The following is a 17059-nucleotide window of genomic DNA, read 5'->3' as shown; positions in this document are numbered from 1 at the left end:
GGACGTGGGATGAAGACTCGATTCGCGCCCGACCGGGGGCTTTCCAGCCGGATGGTGATCACGAGCTTCCTGCTCGGACTGCTGTACGTGGGTTTCGTGGCGCTGCTGATCGCGCTGACGAGCAGTGCGGTGCTGGCTGTGATCATCGCCGGCGGTGCGCTGTTCGTGCAGTACTGGTTCTCCGACAAGATCGCGCTGTACGCGATGCACGGGCGGATCGTGACGCCCGAGGAGGCGCCGCAGCTGCATGGCGCGATCGACCGGCTCTGCGCGCTCGCCGACATGCCGAAGCCGCGGGTCGCGATCGCCGACGTCGACCTGCCGAACGCCTTCGCCACCGGCCGCAACCCGAAGAACGCCGTCGTCTGTGTGACCACCGGCATCATGCGCCGGCTGGACGCCGACGAGCTCGAGGGCGTGCTGTCGCACGAGCTCTCGCACGTCGCGCACCGCGACGTCGCGGTGATGACGATCGCGTCCTTCCTCGGCGTACTGGCCGGGCTCATCACCCGCTTCGGGCTGTACGGCGGCCTCGGGCGCGGCAACCGCGACCAGAACGCGGCCCTCGTGATGCTGACGGTCATCGCGGTGTCGATCGCCGTCTACGCGATCTCGTTCCTGCTCACCCGCGCCCTGTCGCGCTACCGCGAACTGGCCGCCGACCGGGCCGGGGCGATGCTCACCGGCAGACCGTCCACGCTCGCGTCGGCACTGACCAAGATCAGCGGCGACATAGCGCGGATACCGTCGCGGGACCTGCGCCAGGCACAGGCGTTCAACGCGTTCTTCTTCGCCCCCGCGATCTCCGGCGGCAAGAGCGTCTCGGCCCTGTTCTCGACGCACCCGTCGCTCGAGACACGCCTGGACCGCCTCGGTGTCCTCTCCCGCGAGCTGGGCGAGCAAGCTTAGACACATGGGACTTCTCGACATTCTGCTCGGGCGCAGCAAGGCTGTGCCGCCGAACCTCGATCAGTTGTTCTCGCTTCCGTCGGCCGCGATCACGCTGGAGACCGCGGCCGACTACCGTCCGACTGGCAGCGGTTCGGTCTGCTTCAAGGCGGCCGAGGGCGGCGGGTTCTCGACGCTCCGCGACGAGGTCGACAAGCTGCTCGCGCTCGACAACGGCAAGTTCACCAGTACGACGGACTCGTACGGCTTCACCTGGCTGGTCCGGCAGACGTCCCCGGACGACCTGGAGACCCTGGTCACCGACCTGCACGCCGTCAACACATCGCTGGTCGACGCCGGCTTCGGCAACGCCCTCCTCTGCACCCTGGTCGCCTTCACCAACGGCACCGAGTCCCTGGGCCTCGTCTACCTCTACAAACGAGGCTCCTGGTACCCCTTCGTCCCAGTAGGCCCAGACCGCCGCGACAACGCCAAAGAACTCCAAATCAAGTCCGTAGTAGGCACCGACCTCAACTTCGAACAAGACCTCTCCCGCTGGTTCCCCATCTACGGCGCCCCCGGCCTGTGAAGTGAGCGTCACATGGACTGGGGTCGGGTGTGGTGGGGGGAGCACGTAGCCTTGGGGCATGGCTGCCACTGCTGAGCAGGTGACCGCGGCGCTCGGTGGAGTGCTCGATCCCGAGATCAAGAAGCCGATCACGGACCTGGGGATGGTCGAGTCCGTTGTCGTTCGTGAGGACGGTGTGGTCGCCGTCCGGGTACTGCTGACCGTCGCCGGCTGTCCGATGAAGGACACGCTGCGGCGCGATGTCACGGCCGCGGTGAGCAAACTCGACGGCGTCACCGGAGTCGAGATCGACCTCGGCGTGATGTCGGCCGAGCAGCGGTCGGCCCTGCAGACGCAGTTGCGCGGCGGCGTCGCCGAGAAGGAGATCCCGTTCTCGCGGCCGGACTCGCTGACCAAGGTGTTCGCGATCGCGTCCGGCAAGGGCGGTGTCGGCAAGTCGTCGGTGACCGTGAACCTGGCCGTCGCGATGGCACGGCAGGGCCTGTCGGTCGGCGTCCTGGACGCGGACATCTACGGCCACTCGGTGCCGGCCATGTTCGGCGTCGCGGACGAGCGCCCGACCGCCGTGGACGACATGATCATGCCGGTGCCCGCGCACGGCGTGAAGGTGATCTCGATCGGCATGCTGAAGCCGAAGCGCGACCAGGTGGTCGCCTGGCGCGGCCCGATCCTGGACCGCGCGCTCGTGCAGATGCTCGCCGACGTGTACTGGGGCGACCTGGACGTCCTGCTCCTGGACCTCCCGCCGGGCACCGGTGACATCGCGATCTCTGTCGGCCAGCGGCTGACCAGCGCCGAGGTGATCGTCGTGACGACCCCGCAGGAGGCGGCCGCGGAGGTCGCCGAGCGGGCCGGGACGATGGCGCAGATGGTGCACCAGCGGGTCGCGGGCGTGGTCGAGAACATGTCGTACCTGCCCTGCCCGCACTGCGGTCCCGAGCACCGGATCGAGATCTTCGGCACCGGCGGCGGTACGCGGGTCGCCGAGACCCTCTCCGCCCGCCTCGGGTACACGATCCCGCTGCTCGGCGAGATCCCGCTCGACGAGCGGCTGCGCTCCGGCGGTGACCTCGGTCAGCCGCTCACGATGGCCGACCCGGACACCCCGGCCGCCCAGGTTCTCGAGAAGATCGCCTCAACGCTCGGCGGCAAGCCCCGCGGTCTGCTCGGCCGTCAGCTGGGTCTCTCCCCCGCCGGCCGCTGACTCGCTGCCGGTCGCAGCTGACCAGATCGGACGCAGTACGTCGAGACCTTCCTCGACGTACTGCGCGACGGGCCTGACACCACCGTCGACGTACCACTGCTCCAGGGCCGAGAAGTACCCGAAAACGAGCGCGTTCGCCGCCACCCGGGCCTGTGTCTCGCTGAGGTGCCCGCCGGTCATGAGGGGCGCGATCCGCTGACTCGCGCGGTCCAGTGACGCACAGAACGCCGTCCTGACCAGCGGTTCCTTGAAGAAGTACCGAATCCGGCGCCACGGGATCGGCTCGCCGTCGGACGGCACCGCCTCGTAGTCGCGGACGATCTGGATCATGGCGCCGACCGGGTCCGCGGGGTCGAAGAGCTCCGCGAGCGCCTCCTCGCTCATCGTGTCGAACTCGTCGGCGACGATCAGCCCTTCCTTGGTGCCGAAGTACCGGTAGACCGACGAGGGCGACACCTCGGCCGCGGCCGCGATCTCCTCGATCGTCACCGCGCCGAACCCACGCTCGTCGAACAGGTCGAGCGCGCGCTCCTGAATCGTTCGCCGCGCCTTCACACGCCAGCGTTCCCGCAGACCGGTTGCCATGCCTCCGAGCTTAGGGACAGTTGCACGCTTCAGCAAGTGACTCTCTCAAATTCCTTGACCAGCGACGAGCGTCGTTTGTACAGTCACTTGCATGAGACAGTCACTATCTGAAAATCCTTCGACGCTGCGCTCGAAGGCAGCGCCCGGACGTGGCACGGCGATGCTCGCGGTCCTGCTCTCGCTGGTGCTGGCCGTCGCCGCAGTTGTGGACCAGGGCGGCGGGCACAGCCTGCTCGACCACGCGGCGGCCGGCTACGCCGCGCACGGCAAGGACGTGACGTCAGGGACCATCTACGGCCTGGTGTACACGGCGGCCGTCATCAACGTACTGATGTGGGTACTGGCCGCGGCCCTCGCGCGGACGCCTCGCCTGGTCGCAACTGGAGCCGCGGGGCTGGCGGTGCTGATCACGCTCGCCCTGGGCCTGACCCTGCTCTTCGCCAGCGAGTACGGCGTGCACCCGTTCCCGCCCGTCTGGGGGATTATCGCCCTGCTGCCCGCGGTCGCAGGCGTGCTGGCCTGCGCCGGATTCGCCCGCGCGCGGCGATGAGGGCGCTGACCCGACAGCTGCACGCACTGAAACGAAGGCTGTACCGCGGCGGCCGGCCCAGCCGGCTGGCGCTGGCGATCAACTGGATCGCTCGGTTGCAGCACAGCAGCGGACTTCTCGTACCCCGCTGCGCGATGACGCTGGAGGTCACCGGGAGGCTCAGCGGCCGCCCGGTGCGGCTACCGGTCGCGGTCGCCGAGTACGACGGCGGCCGCTACTTGGTCTCGATGCTCGGCGCGCACGCGAACTGGGTGCTGAACGTCAATGCCGCCGAGGGGCGCGCAGTCCTGCACCGGCGCGGCGCCGAGGCAGTCCAGCTGGACGAAGTACCCGCGGCAGACCGGCCGCCGATCCTCCGCCGCTATCTGGACATCGCGCCGGGCGCGCGGCCGCACTTTCCGGTCGACAGGCACGCATCGGCCGCCGACCTCGCGGCGATCGCCGACCGCTACCCGGTCTTCCGGATCCGCCCCGCGGGAGCGGTCAGGTCGACTCGGGATCGAACGGCGGCTTCGCGCCGGCCGGAAGGCGCTGCGGCGTCGAGTCCGAGAACTCGGTGACCGCCTTCTCGTCCTCGTCCATCGGGTCGAGCAGGTGTTTGCGAACGAAGTTCTTCGGGTTCAGGTCCTGGAGCTCGAGGTCGGCGAACTCCGGACCAAGCTCGCTGCGCAGATCGTTCTGCGCGTTGTTGACCATCTGCCGGACCTGCCGCAACAGCCGGCCCGCCGTCCGGGCGAACTCCGGCAGCCGATCCGGTCCGAAGACGAGTACGGCAACGATCGCGATCACGACCAGTTCGAGTGGCCCGATGCCGAACATGTCCCCACCTCTCCGTACGTTCCGGACCAGCCTAACCCGTAGCTGGTCAATGGCGCTCAGCCGATCTGCTGGCCGAGAGTGAGCGTAACCGTCCGGGCATGGCCGCCGCGCTCGAAGGCGAGTCGCACGGCCTCCCCCGGCTGATGCGTGCGGATCGCGACGATCAGCACCTCGGCGCTGTCCACCGGCTCGCTGTTGATCGCGGTGATCACGTCACCGAGCCGCAGGCCCGCCCGCGCGGCAGGCGAGTTCGGAGTCACGGCGCTGACCCGGCCGCCACCCTCGAACGTCATGTCCACACTCGCCCCGATCACCGGGTACGACGCCTGGCCGTTGGCGATCAGCTGCTGGGCGGTCCGCCGGGCCTGGTCGATCGGGATCGCGAACCCGAGCCCGATGCTGCCGCTCTGCCCCTCCTCGGCGCCGCGCACCGTGGCGATCGCGGAGTTGACCCCGATCACCCGCGCGTTCATGTCGACCAGCGGCCCGCCCGAGTTGCCCGGGTTGATCGCGGCGTCGGTCTGCAGGGCGCTGATGTAAGAGGACGCCTGGCCGGTGTCGTCGCCGGTCGTCACCGGGCGGTTCTTCGCCGAGATGATGCCCGACGTGACCGTACCGGCCAGGCCGAGCGGTGAACCGATCGCCACCACGTCCTGCCCGACGACCGCCGCGGCGGACTGCCCGAACTTCACCGACGGCGCGGTCAGGCCGGCCACCTGGACGACCGCCAGGTCGTACGCCGGAGAGCGCCCGACGAGCCGTGCGGTCGCGGTCTTGTTGTCGTTGGTGACGACCTGGATCGAGCCGCCCTTGGCGGCGCCCGCGACCACGTGGTTGTTGGTCAGGATGTGCCCGACGTTGTCGATCACGAAGCCGGAGCCGGTGGCGTCGGAGTTGTCCGAGCCCTGGACCCGCAACTGCACGACGCTCGGCAGCAGGGTCGCGGCGACCGCGGAGACCGAGCCGGTCCGGATCTTCGGGTCCGCTCCGGTGCCGACCGGCGGATCGGGCTGGGCGGTGATCGGAGCGTCTCGGCCGCCGAGCGCGACCACGGCAGTGGCCGCACCGGCGCCGGCGATGACACCGATGACGAGCGCGACCAGCGCCGCGATCGTGACGATCCGGTTCACCTTCGGCGGCTCGGGCGTGTACGAGCGGGCCTGCTGCTGGTGCCAGTCACTCGGGGGCGGCGGGAGGTACGCGGGGCGGTACTGCGGCTGCTCGGTCGGCCACGCCTGCCCTTGGTACACCGGGCGGAACGTCCCCTGCTGCGGCTCGGGCCGCCCGAAGCTGCGCTGCGTGGTCGAACGCCCGCCGTTGGCCTGCGCGCCGGACAGGCTGCCGTTGGAGAGACTGCCGGCCGAGGCGCCGTTGGTCTGCCGGTACGCGGCATCGGAGCTCGGCGTCCGCAGCGGGGTGTTGCCGGTGCCCAGCGGCGGCGGCGTCAACGCAGTCAGCGCCGAGCCATCCGCACCCGGAGCAGGCGGGGCGTCGGTTCCCGGAACGGGTGCGGTCGGCAGCACCGCGGTCGGTTCCGCGGTGGCCGGGTTCGGAACTGTCGGCTCGGCGTCGTCGCTCATGACGGTCCCCGCCTCACGTCTTGGTCGTTGTCTTCGGTCGGGAGCCCCGGCCCCGGAGGTAACCGGAGGGGCTTCCAGATCTGATTATCCCAGCTTCGGCGAGAGTGCACCCATCGGAGTGAGCCAGGTCGCGATTTTCGCCAGCCCGGTTCCCAGCCGCTGGATCGCGGACAGCTTCTCCGGGAGGTCGTGCGGGAACGACCTCACCACCTGTCCGAGCTGGCTCGGCGGCAGGTCGCCGATCAGCGTGTAGACGATCCCACCGGACGACCAGACGACGTACGACGGCATGCCGTACCGCACGTGCACACCGGGGCTGTCGGTGGTGCTGAAGCCGTCCACCGCGGACGGATCCAGCGTGCCGCGCTGCTCGAACAGCGAGACGTTGAACAGCCCGTCGGAGTACGAGAACTGCAGGGAGTCGTTACTGGTGTCCTGGTGGACGTCGTACAGCTTGAGGGAGGCGGGCAGCTCGGGGGCGCAGACCCAGCCGTCCGAGCGCAGGTTGTCGACCTTGCCCATCCCGACCGCCTGGACGCCGCTGGGCTGCATCGGCGGCAGGTGCCCGAGGAACTCGGACCCCTCGATCTCCAGCTCCGTGAAGACCGTGGCGCGCGCCTGCGTCTGGCCGTCCGTACCGAACAGCTGGCGCTGCAGCAGCAGCCCGCTCGCCTTGTCGATCCAGAACCGGGCAGCCAGCGTCCCGTCGTCGCGGAGCGCCTCCACGAGCACCGCGTGCCGGCCGATCAGGTCGGTGCAGCACTTGTCCACCAGTTGGTACGTCGCCTGCAGCAGCGCCAACGGGCCGCCGTCGATCGCGGCGTCCGTGGTGGTGGCGCGCTGCACGAACGCCTTCGCGCCGGGCGCGGACGAGCCGAGCACGCTGATCTCGGAGCCCTGCGAGGCAGCATGCACGATCTCGAGCGTCGCCGAGCTGGCACCCTTCGGTCCCCAGGCGGTGATCACCTGGGTGCCGTGGTACGAGATGTGGTTCGGCGCGGCGGCGGCCCGGCGCAGCCAGTTCACCGCGCTCGGTGAGTCCGCCTTCGTCAAATCCGGTACGGCGGCCGCGGACGTGGGCAGGCCGAAGCCGATCAGGGCGGTGCTGACCAGGATGGCGAGCCGGGACAGGCTCACCGGTCAGCGTCCTGTCAGGGCCACCGGCCGCACCGTCGAGCCCAGGGTCTGGTTGAGCCCCGCGTAGCCGGTCGGGCTGTAGGTGCTCATCAGTCCGACCGGGTCGGCGAACGGTGCTCCACCGCTGGTGGAGGCGTGGTCGGACGAGAAGCTCGCCACCGGCGGCTGCAGCGTCGGGGGCTGCTCCGAGCGGGACGGGTCGCCGACGACGAACGCCGTACCGAGCAGGGAGGCGACCGCGGCGGCCGAGCCGGCCGCACCCAGGACGCCGGCGCGACGGCGGGAGCGGCTGCCGCGGGTGGCTCCCGGCCGGGTGCCACCTGTACGCCCGGCCGGGAACGCGGACCGCTGCGGGAACAGGCCGACCGCCGGTGTCAGCACCGGACGGACCTCCTCCCGCGGCTCGGTCGAGAACGACGAGACGCCCATCAGGCGCTGCATCAGGTCGAGAGACGGCTCCGGGGCATCCTGCGTCGCCATCCGGGCCTTGAGCCGGCGTTGTGCGTCCACCTCGGACCGGCAGCTGTCACAGCCGACCAGGTGGCTCAGGACCTTGTCACGCGAGTCGTGGTCGAGGGCACCGTCGACGACGCCGCTGAGCTTGTCCAGCGGGTGCGTCATCCGAGGTCACCGCTCTCACCGAGCAGGCCGCCGTCGGTGGGCGGGCCGCCGACGCGGGTCTGGCCGGACCGCGGGGCCCGGTGCTCCAGGTGCTTGCGCAGCATCGACCGGCCGCGGTGGATCCGGCTGCGGACGGTGCCGAGCTTCACGTCCAGGACGTCGGCGATCTCGTCGTACGTCATGCCCTCGATGTCGCACAGCACGACGGCGGCGCGGAAGTCCTCGGGCAGCGCGTCGAGCGCGTCCTGCACGTCGTGGTCGAACAGGTCCGAGTCCAGCTTCTCGGCCGGGCCCTCGCCCTTGGCCGGCAGCCGGTCGTGGGCGTCCTCGGGCAGGCCGTCGAAGCGGATCCGCTGCTTGCGGCGGGCGCCGTCCAGGAACAGGTTCGTGGTGATCCGGTACAGCCAGCCCTCGAAGGTGCCCGGCGTGTACGACGACAGCGAGCGGAAGACCCGGACGAAGACTTCCTGGGTCAGGTCCTCGGCGTCGTGCTTGTTGCCGGTCAGCCGGTAAGCCAGCCGGTAGACGCGGGTGGAGTGCGTGCGGACGATCTCGTCCCACGACGGCAGCACGTCCGGCGCCGGTTGCGGCGCGGACTCCGGGACGGGTGCCGTCGAGGTGTTGAACGGCTTCACCGCAACGCCTCCCTGGGTCTTCTCGGCAATGAGCGTGAAGGCCATGGTGCCGCGGTCACCGTCCTCTGCGCACGTCGGGAAAACCCGGGTCGGACCCTGGTTTGTTCGTACGTCGGCTCAACGCGGCGCCCCGACCGGAAGTTCCCGCCCGGCGCCTCCACCTCTAAAGACGTGCGAGAGGCCATTTCGGTTGAATCAGCTTTCCTGGATGACTGCGATCGGGTCGCCGTCGCGGACGACCTCGCCCTCGGTGACCTTTAGCTCGGTGATGGTGCCGGCCACCTCGGCCAGCACCGGGATCTCCATCTTCATCGACTCCAGGATGACCAGCGTGGTCTCCGGGCCCACCGTGTCGCCGGCCTTGACCGTGACCTTCAGCACGTTGGCCACCAGCTCGGCCAGCACGGTGTGACTCAAGTCGCGCTCCCTCCCGTTGTCCCCGCGGCCAATCCTAGGCGGGTGGTGCGGGTCCTGGCGTAGGTGCCCCTCGGACAGCGCTTACAGGGGCACCTACGGCAGGTCAGTGGGCGGCTACCCGACAGCGGAAGGCGTCAACTGGATCGCGTTGAACAGCGCTGGGTTCTTGGTCTCCGCGACGCCCTTGCCCCAGCTCAGCCAGCCACGCCGGCCGGTGCCGTCGTTCTCGTTGACCACGACGGTCGCCGACAGCAGCCGGTCCTTCGCGGCGAACCCGAGCGTTCTCCACGGGACTGCGATCTCGTACGTCGTGGTGTGCGCAGCCGCGTCCCGTACGACCTTCGCCTGGACACCGGGCGGCGTACCGGCCTGGGTTGTCGGTGTCCAGCGCCACGTGTCCACCGGACCGGCATCCGTCAGCGCCACACCGATCTCCTGGGTCGCGGTGGCCTCACCCGGCGCACCGGCCGTCATCCCGAGCTGGATGCCGTCGCCGCCCCAGATGTTGCCGTCGCGGTTCGGTTGCGAGAACACGTCGTCGGTCACCTTGGCTGACAGGTACAGGTTTTGGTCGTCGTGTGTGAGCCACAGCGACCCGGACAGGTCAGTCGGGCCACCCCAACCGGTGACCGGCGGCGTACCGGTCCCTTCGAGCGCGATCGCGGGCTCTGCCGCGACTGCCGTGTCGATGACCCCATCCAGCTTCACCGTGTGCCGCTTGGCGACAGTGGGGCCGGCTAGAGCTGTGAGCTTGCCGGACGCCGTGATGGTGGCCTCCCCGGATCGCCGCAGGCTGGCAGACCAGGTTGACGGACCAGTGAGGCTCAGCGGCACGTCCACCTCGTGTGTGGCGTTCGCACCGATCGTGCAGCCCGCCAGCAGGGTCCCGGACGACGTACCGGATGCCCAGTCCAACCCAGCAAGCGTCAACCCATGAGAGGACGCATTGGTGACCCGGAATCGCAGCAGGTCCTTCCCACTCCCGTTCAGTACGTGTGACGCCGTCACGGACAGCGGTGGCGTCGCCGTACCTGTCGTAGACACCAGGGCGACCGCTAGACCGTCCACAGTGATCTTGGCCGAGTACGTACGAGCGCCCGTGGAGTTCTGCGCCGGGTACGTCACAGCTGTCATAGCAGTAGCACCCGCTGCGGCCGAGCCGCTCGTGTCGGTCCCACCAGCAGCCACGCTGAACGAGTGCGCCACCGCATCCGGATTGCTGAACGTCAGCGTGCCCGTGGCTGGATCGCCGGCGATCTCCGGTGCCACCGACAGCGCGAACCGGTTGGACGGCGCCACACCGCTGATCGCACCGCGCGCGTAGAACGGCTCCGGTCCGGCCGTCGCCCACACGTGTCCCCCCGCGTCGGCGGTCAGCGTGCTCGTTTCGCCGTACAGGCTGGTGATCTGGACCTGTGAACCGGCCGGCGCCGCCAGGTTCACCAGACCCGGCGTGGTCGACCAGACTGCGTGCACGCTCTGTCCGCCACCGGCGTTGAACGCCACGTCGTACCCGTTGGTGCCGAAGCGCGTCTCGCCGGCCAACGGAAGCTCGTCGATCTGACGGGCAAGTACGGCGGTCGCGACGTACGACGGCTTGGGTACGAGCGCGCCCCGCGGGTCGAGCCGGTTGCGCACCATGCCGAACCGGTGCTCGACGTTCGACGGGTCCGTGCCCGAGTCCATGAAGTTGTACGAGCTGTAGCGCGCCACACCGTTGCCGTACGCAAGCAACTGTCCGCGGACGAGGTCACGTGCCTGGGCCGGCTCCGACACCGCGCTCGGGTTGGTACCGGTGGCCCAGCCCTGTTCGCTGATGTAGATCGGCTTGCTGGAACCGTGTGCGGCCATGATGCTGCGGATGGTGTTGACGTACGTGACCGAGGCCTCCGGATCCAGCGGCTGCACGTACGGGTGGATCGTCACCGCGTCCACATAGTCCAGCCCGCCGAGGTCCGCGAACTTCGTGAACCAGCCCTGCCAGTCGTTGATGACCGCGAGGGACGGGCCGGTCAGCTTCACGTCCGGGTGCTTCGCGCGTACTGCGGCGCTCACCGACTTCAGTAGGGCGACGTAGTTCTCCGGGCTGGCCTTCGCGGCACCGTTCGGGTCCCGCAGGTTCCACTCGTTCCACAGCTCGTACGTGGTGTGCTCGGTACCGAACTCGTCCACGGCCGCCACGGCGTACCGGGTGAACGCGGCCCGCTGCTCGTCGGTCGACGGCGCCCCGTCCGGGTAGTAGAGCGGGTTGCCGTAGTCGAGGATGTTCAGGAAATCGACGTGGTTCGCGTCCAGCGCGGCCTTGTAGTTCTTGACGTTCTGCGGGAACTGGATGATGCCCTTGGTGGCCTCCGCGGCCGCCCAGAACGCCTCGTCCCGGTCGGTGGAGATGCCGCCGTTGGCCATCAGCGGTACGGCTTCCAGGCCGGGGTTGGACGCACTGCTGAATCCAAGGGCACCAGCGACCCCGATGCGGGTGTCGGTGGAGGTCGAGAAGTCGTGCGGCGTCAGTACGGCGAAGTCCGTACCACCGACTGTGCTCGTACCGTCGGCGGCGACCGCAGTCAGATCGGTCTGGTACCAGCCGGGCGTACTGATCGACAACGGGAGCTGGCCGTGCAGTGTGGCGGCCGCTGCGGAGCCTTTGGCCACCTCGGTGCCGCCGGCGTCGCGGACAGTCCAGTTGACGGTCGTGGCGTCGGTACTGAAGCCCAGCTTCACCTGCTGCCCGACGGTGAAGGTGTTGCCGACCGTGGTCGGCGTGATGGTCAGGGTCGGCGCCGCGGTGGTCGCGGCCCGGGCAGGTGACTGGAGTACGGCGGCCAGCAGCAAACCGGCCGTGAGAAGACTGACTGCGCCGGAGCGGCGACGGGTCATGGAGTTTCTCCTCCCTGAGAGCGAAAGCGGTTTCGCAGATCACACCCTGATACGCCGTCGACGCCCTGTCAACGGCTCGGAGCTGACTACGATGGGCAGATGGCCGACCAGGTGATCACGCTGTCCGATGTGGCCGCCGCGGCCGGAGTCTCGCTGTCCACGGCGTCCAAGGCGCTCAACGGCACAGACCGAATCTCCGAGGCCACCCGGGAGCATGTGCGGCTGACGGCGGACCGTCTCGGCTTCCGGCACAACGCGCTGGCCAGGTCGTTCGCCCGCGGCCGCAGCCAGACCATCGGGGTCCTCACGCACCGCGCGTCGAACCCGTTCACCCGCGTGGTGCTGGCGACGGCCGCGACCGAGCTCGGCGCCAAGGAGCAGGCCATCCTGCTGTACGACGCGCGGATGGAGGAGCAGCACGACGTCACCGAGAGCATCCTGCAGCTGCGCGCCCGGCGGATCGACGGCGTGATCGTGATCGGCACCAGTACGTCGTTCCGCACCCCGTCGCTCAGCAGCCGGTTCGACGTACCGGTGATCAACGCGTTCACGCTCCCCGAGGATCCGCAGGACACCACGATCACCGCCGACGACCACGCCATCGGCCGGCTCGCGATCAGCCATCTGCTGTCGAGCGGCCGCCGGCGGATCGCGCACATCACCGCGGAGACACACGACATCGCCGCGCAGGGACGGGCCGAGGGCGCCGTCGAGCTCCTCGCCGACGCCGGGCTGGACTGGGCGGCACCGGTCCGCTTCGGGCGCTGGCGTGAGGAGTGGGGCGAGCAGGCCGCTGCCGAGCTGCTCGCCGAGGTGCCCGACCTGGACGCGATCTTCTGCGGCAGCGACGCGATCGGCCGTGGTGTGGAGCGCGTGGTCCGGGCCGCCGGCCGCCAGGTGCCCGATGACGTCGCACTGGTCGGCGTCGACAACTGGGAGAGCCTGATGCACGACCAGCGCGGCACCCGGCACCTGACCACGATCGACGTCGGCCTCGAGGAGATCGGCCGCCTGGTCGCCAACCGGCTTCTGGAGGGCGACCTCAGGCCCGGCGTCGAGTACGTCGAGCCTCACCTGGTCATCGCGGACACCGCCTGATCGTGGATCGAGTGCTCCGGGGCGAATCCAAGGAGCTCCCGTGCTCGGCTGGTGTCGACCAACGACCCACGTCCTTCCACAGCCTGCCGCAGCGGCACGTCAGGCGCGTATTTGCGCAACAGCTCGTCGGTCTGCCGGTCGATGAGGATGTCGTCGGCGGCGAGCCCCACCACGTGCGCTCCGGGAACAGGTGACTCGAGCGCAGCGATGATCGCCCGGACGCCGTCTCGCAGGTCCAGGTACGCCCAGCCCTCCCGCGCCATGATCGACGGGTCGCGCTCGGCCATCGCGGCGAACCTCAGCAGCTCCTCGCGGGCCTTCACCAACGGGAAGCGCAGTGCGATCACGTCGGTCCCCCATCGGCGCCAGGCCATCCGTGCGCTCTGCTCGTCGACGCTCTTGGACAACGAGTACGCATCGGCGATGTCAGCCTCCACCTCCTCGTCCAGTGGGTAGTACGCCGGCTCCACGTCGTTCACGTTCATCGGTACGCCGAACGCGTTGATGCTGCTGGCGATGACGGCACGACGTACCTCCTGCTGTCCTGCCTGCGCCAGCACGTTGAACGTCGCCGCCACGTTGTTCTCGAACACCTCCTCCGGCGTACCCAGGCTGGGATGCGGGATGGCGGCCAGGTGCAGTACGGCGTCCACACCGTCGAGTGCGGCGCTCACATCCGTCGCTGAACGCGCGTCGCCGACCAGTGCGCGGTTGGCCGTACTCGCATGGTCGTAGCGCAGCGAGAGACCGGCGACGTCGTACCCGGCTGCTTGCAGGCCACTCACCGCGGCACGGCCGATCGATCCGTCCGCACCGGTGACGAGAACCCGGTTCACGCCTTGATTCCCCCAGACAGACCCACGCCACGCAGAAATGCTCGCTGGAAGACCAGGAACAGCAGGACCGGGATCAGCAGGGCCAGGAACAGGCCCGCCAACTGGATGTTGAGCTCCGTCACCTTGGCGATCTTCGGCAACGCCACCGAGACCGGTTGCAGATCCGGGTTCGTCAGCACCAGCAAGGGCCACAGGTAGTCCTTCCACGAGGAGATGATGCTGAGCAGCACGACCACACCGAGGATCGGCCGCGACAGCGGGAGTACGAGGGACGTGAACACCCGGATCGACCCGGCGCCGTCGATCCGTGCCGCTTCGAAGTACTCCCGCGGGATGCTGTCGAAGAAGCGCTTCACGATCAGTACGTTGAACGCACTGGCCGCGGGTGGCAGCCAGACCGCCCAGAACGTGTTGGTCAGGTTGGCGTGCACGAGCGGCACCTTCAGCACGGTCAGGTACAGCGGGACGAGCGAGACGATGTGCGGCACGAACAGCGTCGCCAGGATCGCTGCGGACAGTACGAAACCCCAGCGTGGGCGTAGAACGCTCAGTACGTAGCCGGCCGTCGTACAGACGATCAGCGACGCAACCGCCGTACCTGCTGCGATGTAGGCAGTGTTGGTCAGGTAGTAGCCGATGTGGCCCTGCTGCCACGCAGTAGCGAGGTTCTCCCACTGCACCTTGCCGGACGGGAACCAGGCGAGTGGTGAACGGATGCTGTCCTGCGTCGGCGAGATCGCTGCCTTGAACAACCAAAGCATCGGGCCGAGACCGGCAACCAGCAGGCCGATCAGTACGACGACCTGTCCGATGACGAATGGCACCCGTACTCGGCTGAGCTGCCGGTCCGCATCCGACAGCGCACCCCGGTCCCCGCTCACTCCGTGCTCCAGCCACGGGTCGCCAGCTGGAAGACCGCGGCCAGTACAGCGAGCACCAGCGCCAAGAGGACGCTCAACGCGGTAGCGGCGCCGTAGTCACCGTTCACGAAGGCGTAGTTGTAGATGAGCAGCAGAATCGTCATGGTCGACCCCTGTGGTCCACCGCCGGTGAACAGCAGTGGTTCGGTGAACAGCTGCATCGTGCCGATGATCTGCAGGAGCAGCATCAGCAGCAGCACGCTGCGCAGGTGCGGCAGCATGACGTGCCACACGCGACGTACCACTCCTGCTCCGTCCAGCTCGGCGGCCTCGTAGAGGTCCGCGCGTACCGACGTCAGTGCGGCCAGGTAGATGATCACTGCGTTGCCCGCACCGGCCCATGTCGCCTCCAGCACGATCGACGGCATCGCGGACGACGGACTGTCCAGCCAGGGGTACGGCCCGAGCCCGAAGACGCCCAGGATCGTGTTGAACATGCCACTCGGCGACGGGTCGTAGAAGAACCGCCAGAGCAGGATGGCGACCACGGGTGGCGTGATGACAGGCAGGTACGCCAGTGTGGTGTAGAGCCAGGACCTGCCACGCAGCTCGGACAGGAACATCGCCAGCAGCACCGGAACCGGGAACCCGAACAGCAGCGCCAGCAAGGTGAACCAGACCGTGTTGAGCGCCGCCTGACCGACACCGGGGTCGGTCAGTACGTAGCGGAAGTTCTCCAGCCCGACCCACTTGACCGGATCGACCAGGTTGGTCTGCTGCCCGCTCATCACCAGGCCCTTGACGATCGGGCCCCACGAGAACACCAGGAAGACCAGGAGCACCGGCAGTGCGAACAGCACTGCCGGTACTCCGTTGCGCAGGCGGCGGAGCAACTCAGCGCCCGAGCTTGGCATTCACGGTGCCGGCGGCCTTCGTCAGCAGCGCCGGGATGTCCGCCTTCTCGTTGCCCAGTACGGTCTGCACGACCGGATCGAGAGCGGCGTACACCTCCTGAGCCTTCACCGGCGGCTCAGGGATGATCTTCTCCTCGGCCGCGACCTTCGTGTACGGCGCGAACTGCTCCAGCGGCACATTGACGTACGGCTTGATCCAGCCCTGGTACGTCGACCACTGATCCGCCGAGATCACCGGCAGGCCCGGGGTCCCGACCGGCAGCTTCGCCGCCACGCCGGCCTTCGCGCTCGTCACCGCGGCGTCCTGGTCGACGTACTTGTTCAGGTAGTTGAACTTGATCCACTTGATCGCCGCCACCTTCTCGGCGTCGGTCGCCTTCGGGCTGACGATCTGCACACTGCCACCGGTCAGAGTGCCGTGCTCACCGCCCTGCTGCGGCATCGGGCCGATCCCGAACGCCGCCGACGGCAGGCCGTTCTGCTGCACCAGCGTGCGGTAGCCGTCCGGAGCCGCCATGTACATCCCGATCCGGCCGGCCGCGAAAGCCTTGGAGATCCCGGGGATGTCGTACAGGACCGCCTGACCCATCGACTTGTCGGTCCATTTCATGTCGTGCAGCGCCTGCAGCGCGGCCTTCGACGGCGCGTCGTCGAACGTCGCCTTGCTGCCGTCCTCGTTCTCGATCGAGCCGCCGAACGCGTACGTCTGGGTGGTGAACATCCAGCCGCCGGTGTTGTTGGTGGTCAGCTGCGCGTAACCGGCCTGACCGGTCTTCTCGGCGATCTGCTTCGCATCCGTACGCAACTCGTCCCACGTCGCCGGCGGCTTGTCCGGGTCCAGGCCCGCCTTCTTGAACAGGTCCCGGTTGTAGACCAAGCCGACCGAGTACGCCGCGGTCGGTACCGCGAACACGTTGCCGGACTTGTCCTGGGCGATCTTCAGCACGTTCGGGTTGAACTTGTCCATCAGACCCTGGTCCTTGAGCACCTGGGTCAGGTCCGCCACCTGCTTGCGGGCGATCATGCCCTGCGGCTCGGTGAACGGCACGTTCAGTACGTCGGGCAGCTGGTCGCCGGCCGCCTGCGCCTGGAAGGTGGTCGCGTCCCAGATGGTCTCGACCGGGTTCAGCTTGATGTCCGGGTTGGCCTTCTGGAAGTCGGCTACCCGATGGTCGAACGTCGCCCGGTTGGCCGGGTCGGAACTGCTCGGACGGTCGCCGACCGTGATCGTGACCTGGCCTCCGGGGCTGGAACCGGTCCCCGGGTCGCCGCCCGAAGACGGCGCGCTCGAGCAGGCGGCGAGCAGGAACGGTACGGAAAGCCCTGCAGCACAACGGAATGCAAACCTGTTCATCGGAACTCCTCTGCGGGGATGGCGGTCAGCGGGCCGACCGTTTCCGCACCGTAGCGCAAGCGCTTTCGCAAACACCAGACCTCACGCGAAACTGC

General features: G+C 68.7%; 18 protein-coding genes. 6 read left to right on the top strand and 12 right to left on the bottom strand.

Annotated elements, in window-relative coordinates:
• Nucleotides 1-9 precede the first annotated feature (9 nt).
• The 3 genes from htpX to ACGFI6_RS34950 are packed head-to-tail and all read left to right on the top strand — an operon-like array spanning nucleotide 10 to nucleotide 2681.
• Nucleotides 10-909, top strand: a complete 900-nt coding sequence (gene htpX / locus ACGFI6_RS34960) for a zinc metalloprotease HtpX (RefSeq protein WP_393126328.1) — start codon at nucleotides 10-12, stop codon at nucleotides 907-909.
• A 4-nt stretch (nucleotides 910-913) separates the two neighbouring features.
• On the top strand, nucleotides 914-1477 hold the full coding sequence (locus tag ACGFI6_RS34955; protein WP_393126326.1) for a hypothetical protein: 564 nt from the start codon (nucleotides 914-916) through the stop codon (nucleotides 1475-1477).
• 58 nt (nucleotides 1478-1535) lie between these two features.
• The gene (locus ACGFI6_RS34950) at nucleotides 1536-2681 is read left to right on the top strand and encodes an Mrp/NBP35 family ATP-binding protein (protein WP_393126324.1); all 1146 of its coding nucleotides are present in this window, start codon (nucleotides 1536-1538) and stop codon (nucleotides 2679-2681) included.
• On the opposite strand, the gene ACGFI6_RS34945 is transcribed toward ACGFI6_RS34950, so the two are convergent.
• A complete protein-coding gene (locus ACGFI6_RS34945; protein ID WP_393126322.1) occupies nucleotides 2613-3266 on the bottom strand; it encodes a TetR/AcrR family transcriptional regulator in 654 nt (217 codons plus the stop codon). The genes ACGFI6_RS34950 and ACGFI6_RS34945 overlap by 69 nt on opposite strands.
• A 91-nt stretch (nucleotides 3267-3357) precedes the next feature.
• Here ACGFI6_RS34945 and ACGFI6_RS34940 point away from each other — a divergent pair, with 91 nt between their 5' ends.
• Together ACGFI6_RS34940 and ACGFI6_RS34935 are read left to right on the top strand one after the other, a co-directional pair.
• Complete coding sequence (locus ACGFI6_RS34940; RefSeq protein ID WP_393126320.1) at nucleotides 3358-3816, top strand: hypothetical protein; 459 nt, start codon at nucleotides 3358-3360, stop codon at nucleotides 3814-3816.
• Nucleotides 3813-4376, top strand: coding sequence for a nitroreductase/quinone reductase family protein (locus ACGFI6_RS34935; RefSeq protein WP_393126318.1), 564 nt, complete (start codon nucleotides 3813-3815; stop codon nucleotides 4374-4376). Before ACGFI6_RS34940 ends, ACGFI6_RS34935 begins: the two co-directional genes overlap by 4 nt.
• Here the strand turns inward: ACGFI6_RS34935 and ACGFI6_RS34930 are convergent.
• The 7 genes from ACGFI6_RS34930 to ACGFI6_RS34900 form a co-directional block, all read right to left on the bottom strand.
• Nucleotides 4300-4635 carry a sec-independent translocase gene (locus ACGFI6_RS34930; RefSeq protein WP_393126316.1) on the bottom strand — a complete coding sequence of 112 codons (336 nt, stop codon included), beginning with the start codon at nucleotides 4633-4635 and terminating at the stop codon, nucleotides 4300-4302. The two genes, ACGFI6_RS34935 and ACGFI6_RS34930, sit on opposite strands and share 77 nt — an antisense overlap.
• A gap of 56 nt (nucleotides 4636-4691) precedes the next feature.
• Nucleotides 4692-6215: a trypsin-like peptidase domain-containing protein gene (locus ACGFI6_RS34925; RefSeq protein ID WP_393126314.1), complete on the bottom strand. Its 1524-nt coding sequence runs from the start codon at nucleotides 6213-6215 to the stop codon at nucleotides 4692-4694.
• Between the two features lie 84 nt (nucleotides 6216-6299).
• Complete coding sequence (locus ACGFI6_RS34920; protein ID WP_393126312.1) at nucleotides 6300-7352, bottom strand: transcriptional regulator; 1053 nt, start codon at nucleotides 7350-7352, stop codon at nucleotides 6300-6302.
• A gap of 3 nt (nucleotides 7353-7355) precedes the next feature.
• Nucleotides 7356-7973, bottom strand: a complete 618-nt coding sequence (locus ACGFI6_RS34915; protein ID WP_393126310.1) for an anti-sigma factor family protein — start codon at nucleotides 7971-7973, stop codon at nucleotides 7356-7358.
• Nucleotides 7970-8653: an RNA polymerase sigma factor SigE gene (sigE, locus tag ACGFI6_RS34910; RefSeq protein WP_393126308.1), complete on the bottom strand. Its 684-nt coding sequence runs from the start codon at nucleotides 8651-8653 to the stop codon at nucleotides 7970-7972. Before sigE ends, ACGFI6_RS34915 begins: the two co-directional genes overlap by 4 nt.
• A 150-nt stretch (nucleotides 8654-8803) precedes the next feature.
• Nucleotides 8804-9025, bottom strand: coding sequence for a biotin/lipoyl-binding carrier protein (locus tag ACGFI6_RS34905; protein WP_393126307.1), 222 nt, complete (start codon nucleotides 9023-9025; stop codon nucleotides 8804-8806).
• Between the two features lie 114 nt (nucleotides 9026-9139).
• The gene (locus ACGFI6_RS34900) at nucleotides 9140-11902 is read right to left on the bottom strand and encodes a sugar-binding protein (RefSeq protein WP_393126305.1); all 2763 of its coding nucleotides are present in this window, start codon (nucleotides 11900-11902) and stop codon (nucleotides 9140-9142) included.
• Between the two features lie 99 nt (nucleotides 11903-12001).
• On the opposite strand from ACGFI6_RS34900, the gene ACGFI6_RS34895 reads away from it, so the two are divergent.
• Entirely contained in the window at nucleotides 12002-13000 is a 999-nt protein-coding gene (locus ACGFI6_RS34895) for a LacI family DNA-binding transcriptional regulator (RefSeq protein ID WP_393126303.1), read from the top strand.
• Here ACGFI6_RS34895 and ACGFI6_RS34890 read toward each other — a convergent pair.
• The 4 genes from ACGFI6_RS34890 to ACGFI6_RS34875 are packed head-to-tail and all read right to left on the bottom strand — an operon-like array spanning nucleotide 12973 to nucleotide 16964.
• The gene (locus ACGFI6_RS34890) at nucleotides 12973-13836 is read right to left on the bottom strand and encodes an NAD-dependent epimerase/dehydratase family protein (protein WP_393126301.1); all 864 of its coding nucleotides are present in this window, start codon (nucleotides 13834-13836) and stop codon (nucleotides 12973-12975) included. The genes ACGFI6_RS34895 and ACGFI6_RS34890 overlap by 28 nt on opposite strands.
• Nucleotides 13833-14717 carry a carbohydrate ABC transporter permease gene (locus ACGFI6_RS34885; RefSeq protein WP_393126299.1) on the bottom strand — a complete coding sequence of 295 codons (885 nt, stop codon included), beginning with the start codon at nucleotides 14715-14717 and terminating at the stop codon, nucleotides 13833-13835. The genes ACGFI6_RS34890 and ACGFI6_RS34885 overlap by 4 nt, the downstream gene beginning before the upstream one ends.
• The gene (locus ACGFI6_RS34880; RefSeq protein WP_393126297.1) at nucleotides 14714-15556 is read right to left on the bottom strand and encodes a carbohydrate ABC transporter permease; all 843 of its coding nucleotides are present in this window, start codon (nucleotides 15554-15556) and stop codon (nucleotides 14714-14716) included. Before ACGFI6_RS34880 ends, ACGFI6_RS34885 begins: the two co-directional genes overlap by 4 nt.
• A 34-nt stretch (nucleotides 15557-15590) precedes the next feature.
• Complete coding sequence (locus ACGFI6_RS34875; protein WP_393126295.1) at nucleotides 15591-16964, bottom strand: extracellular solute-binding protein; 1374 nt, start codon at nucleotides 16962-16964, stop codon at nucleotides 15591-15593.
• Nucleotides 16965-17059 lie beyond the last annotated feature (95 nt).

The sequence above is a fragment of the Kribbella sp. NPDC048928 genome (assembly GCF_043197975.1).
Classification (GTDB): Bacteria; Actinomycetota; Actinomycetes; order Propionibacteriales; family Kribbellaceae; genus Kribbella.
This window is presented reverse-complemented; position numbering and strand designations above follow the sequence as displayed.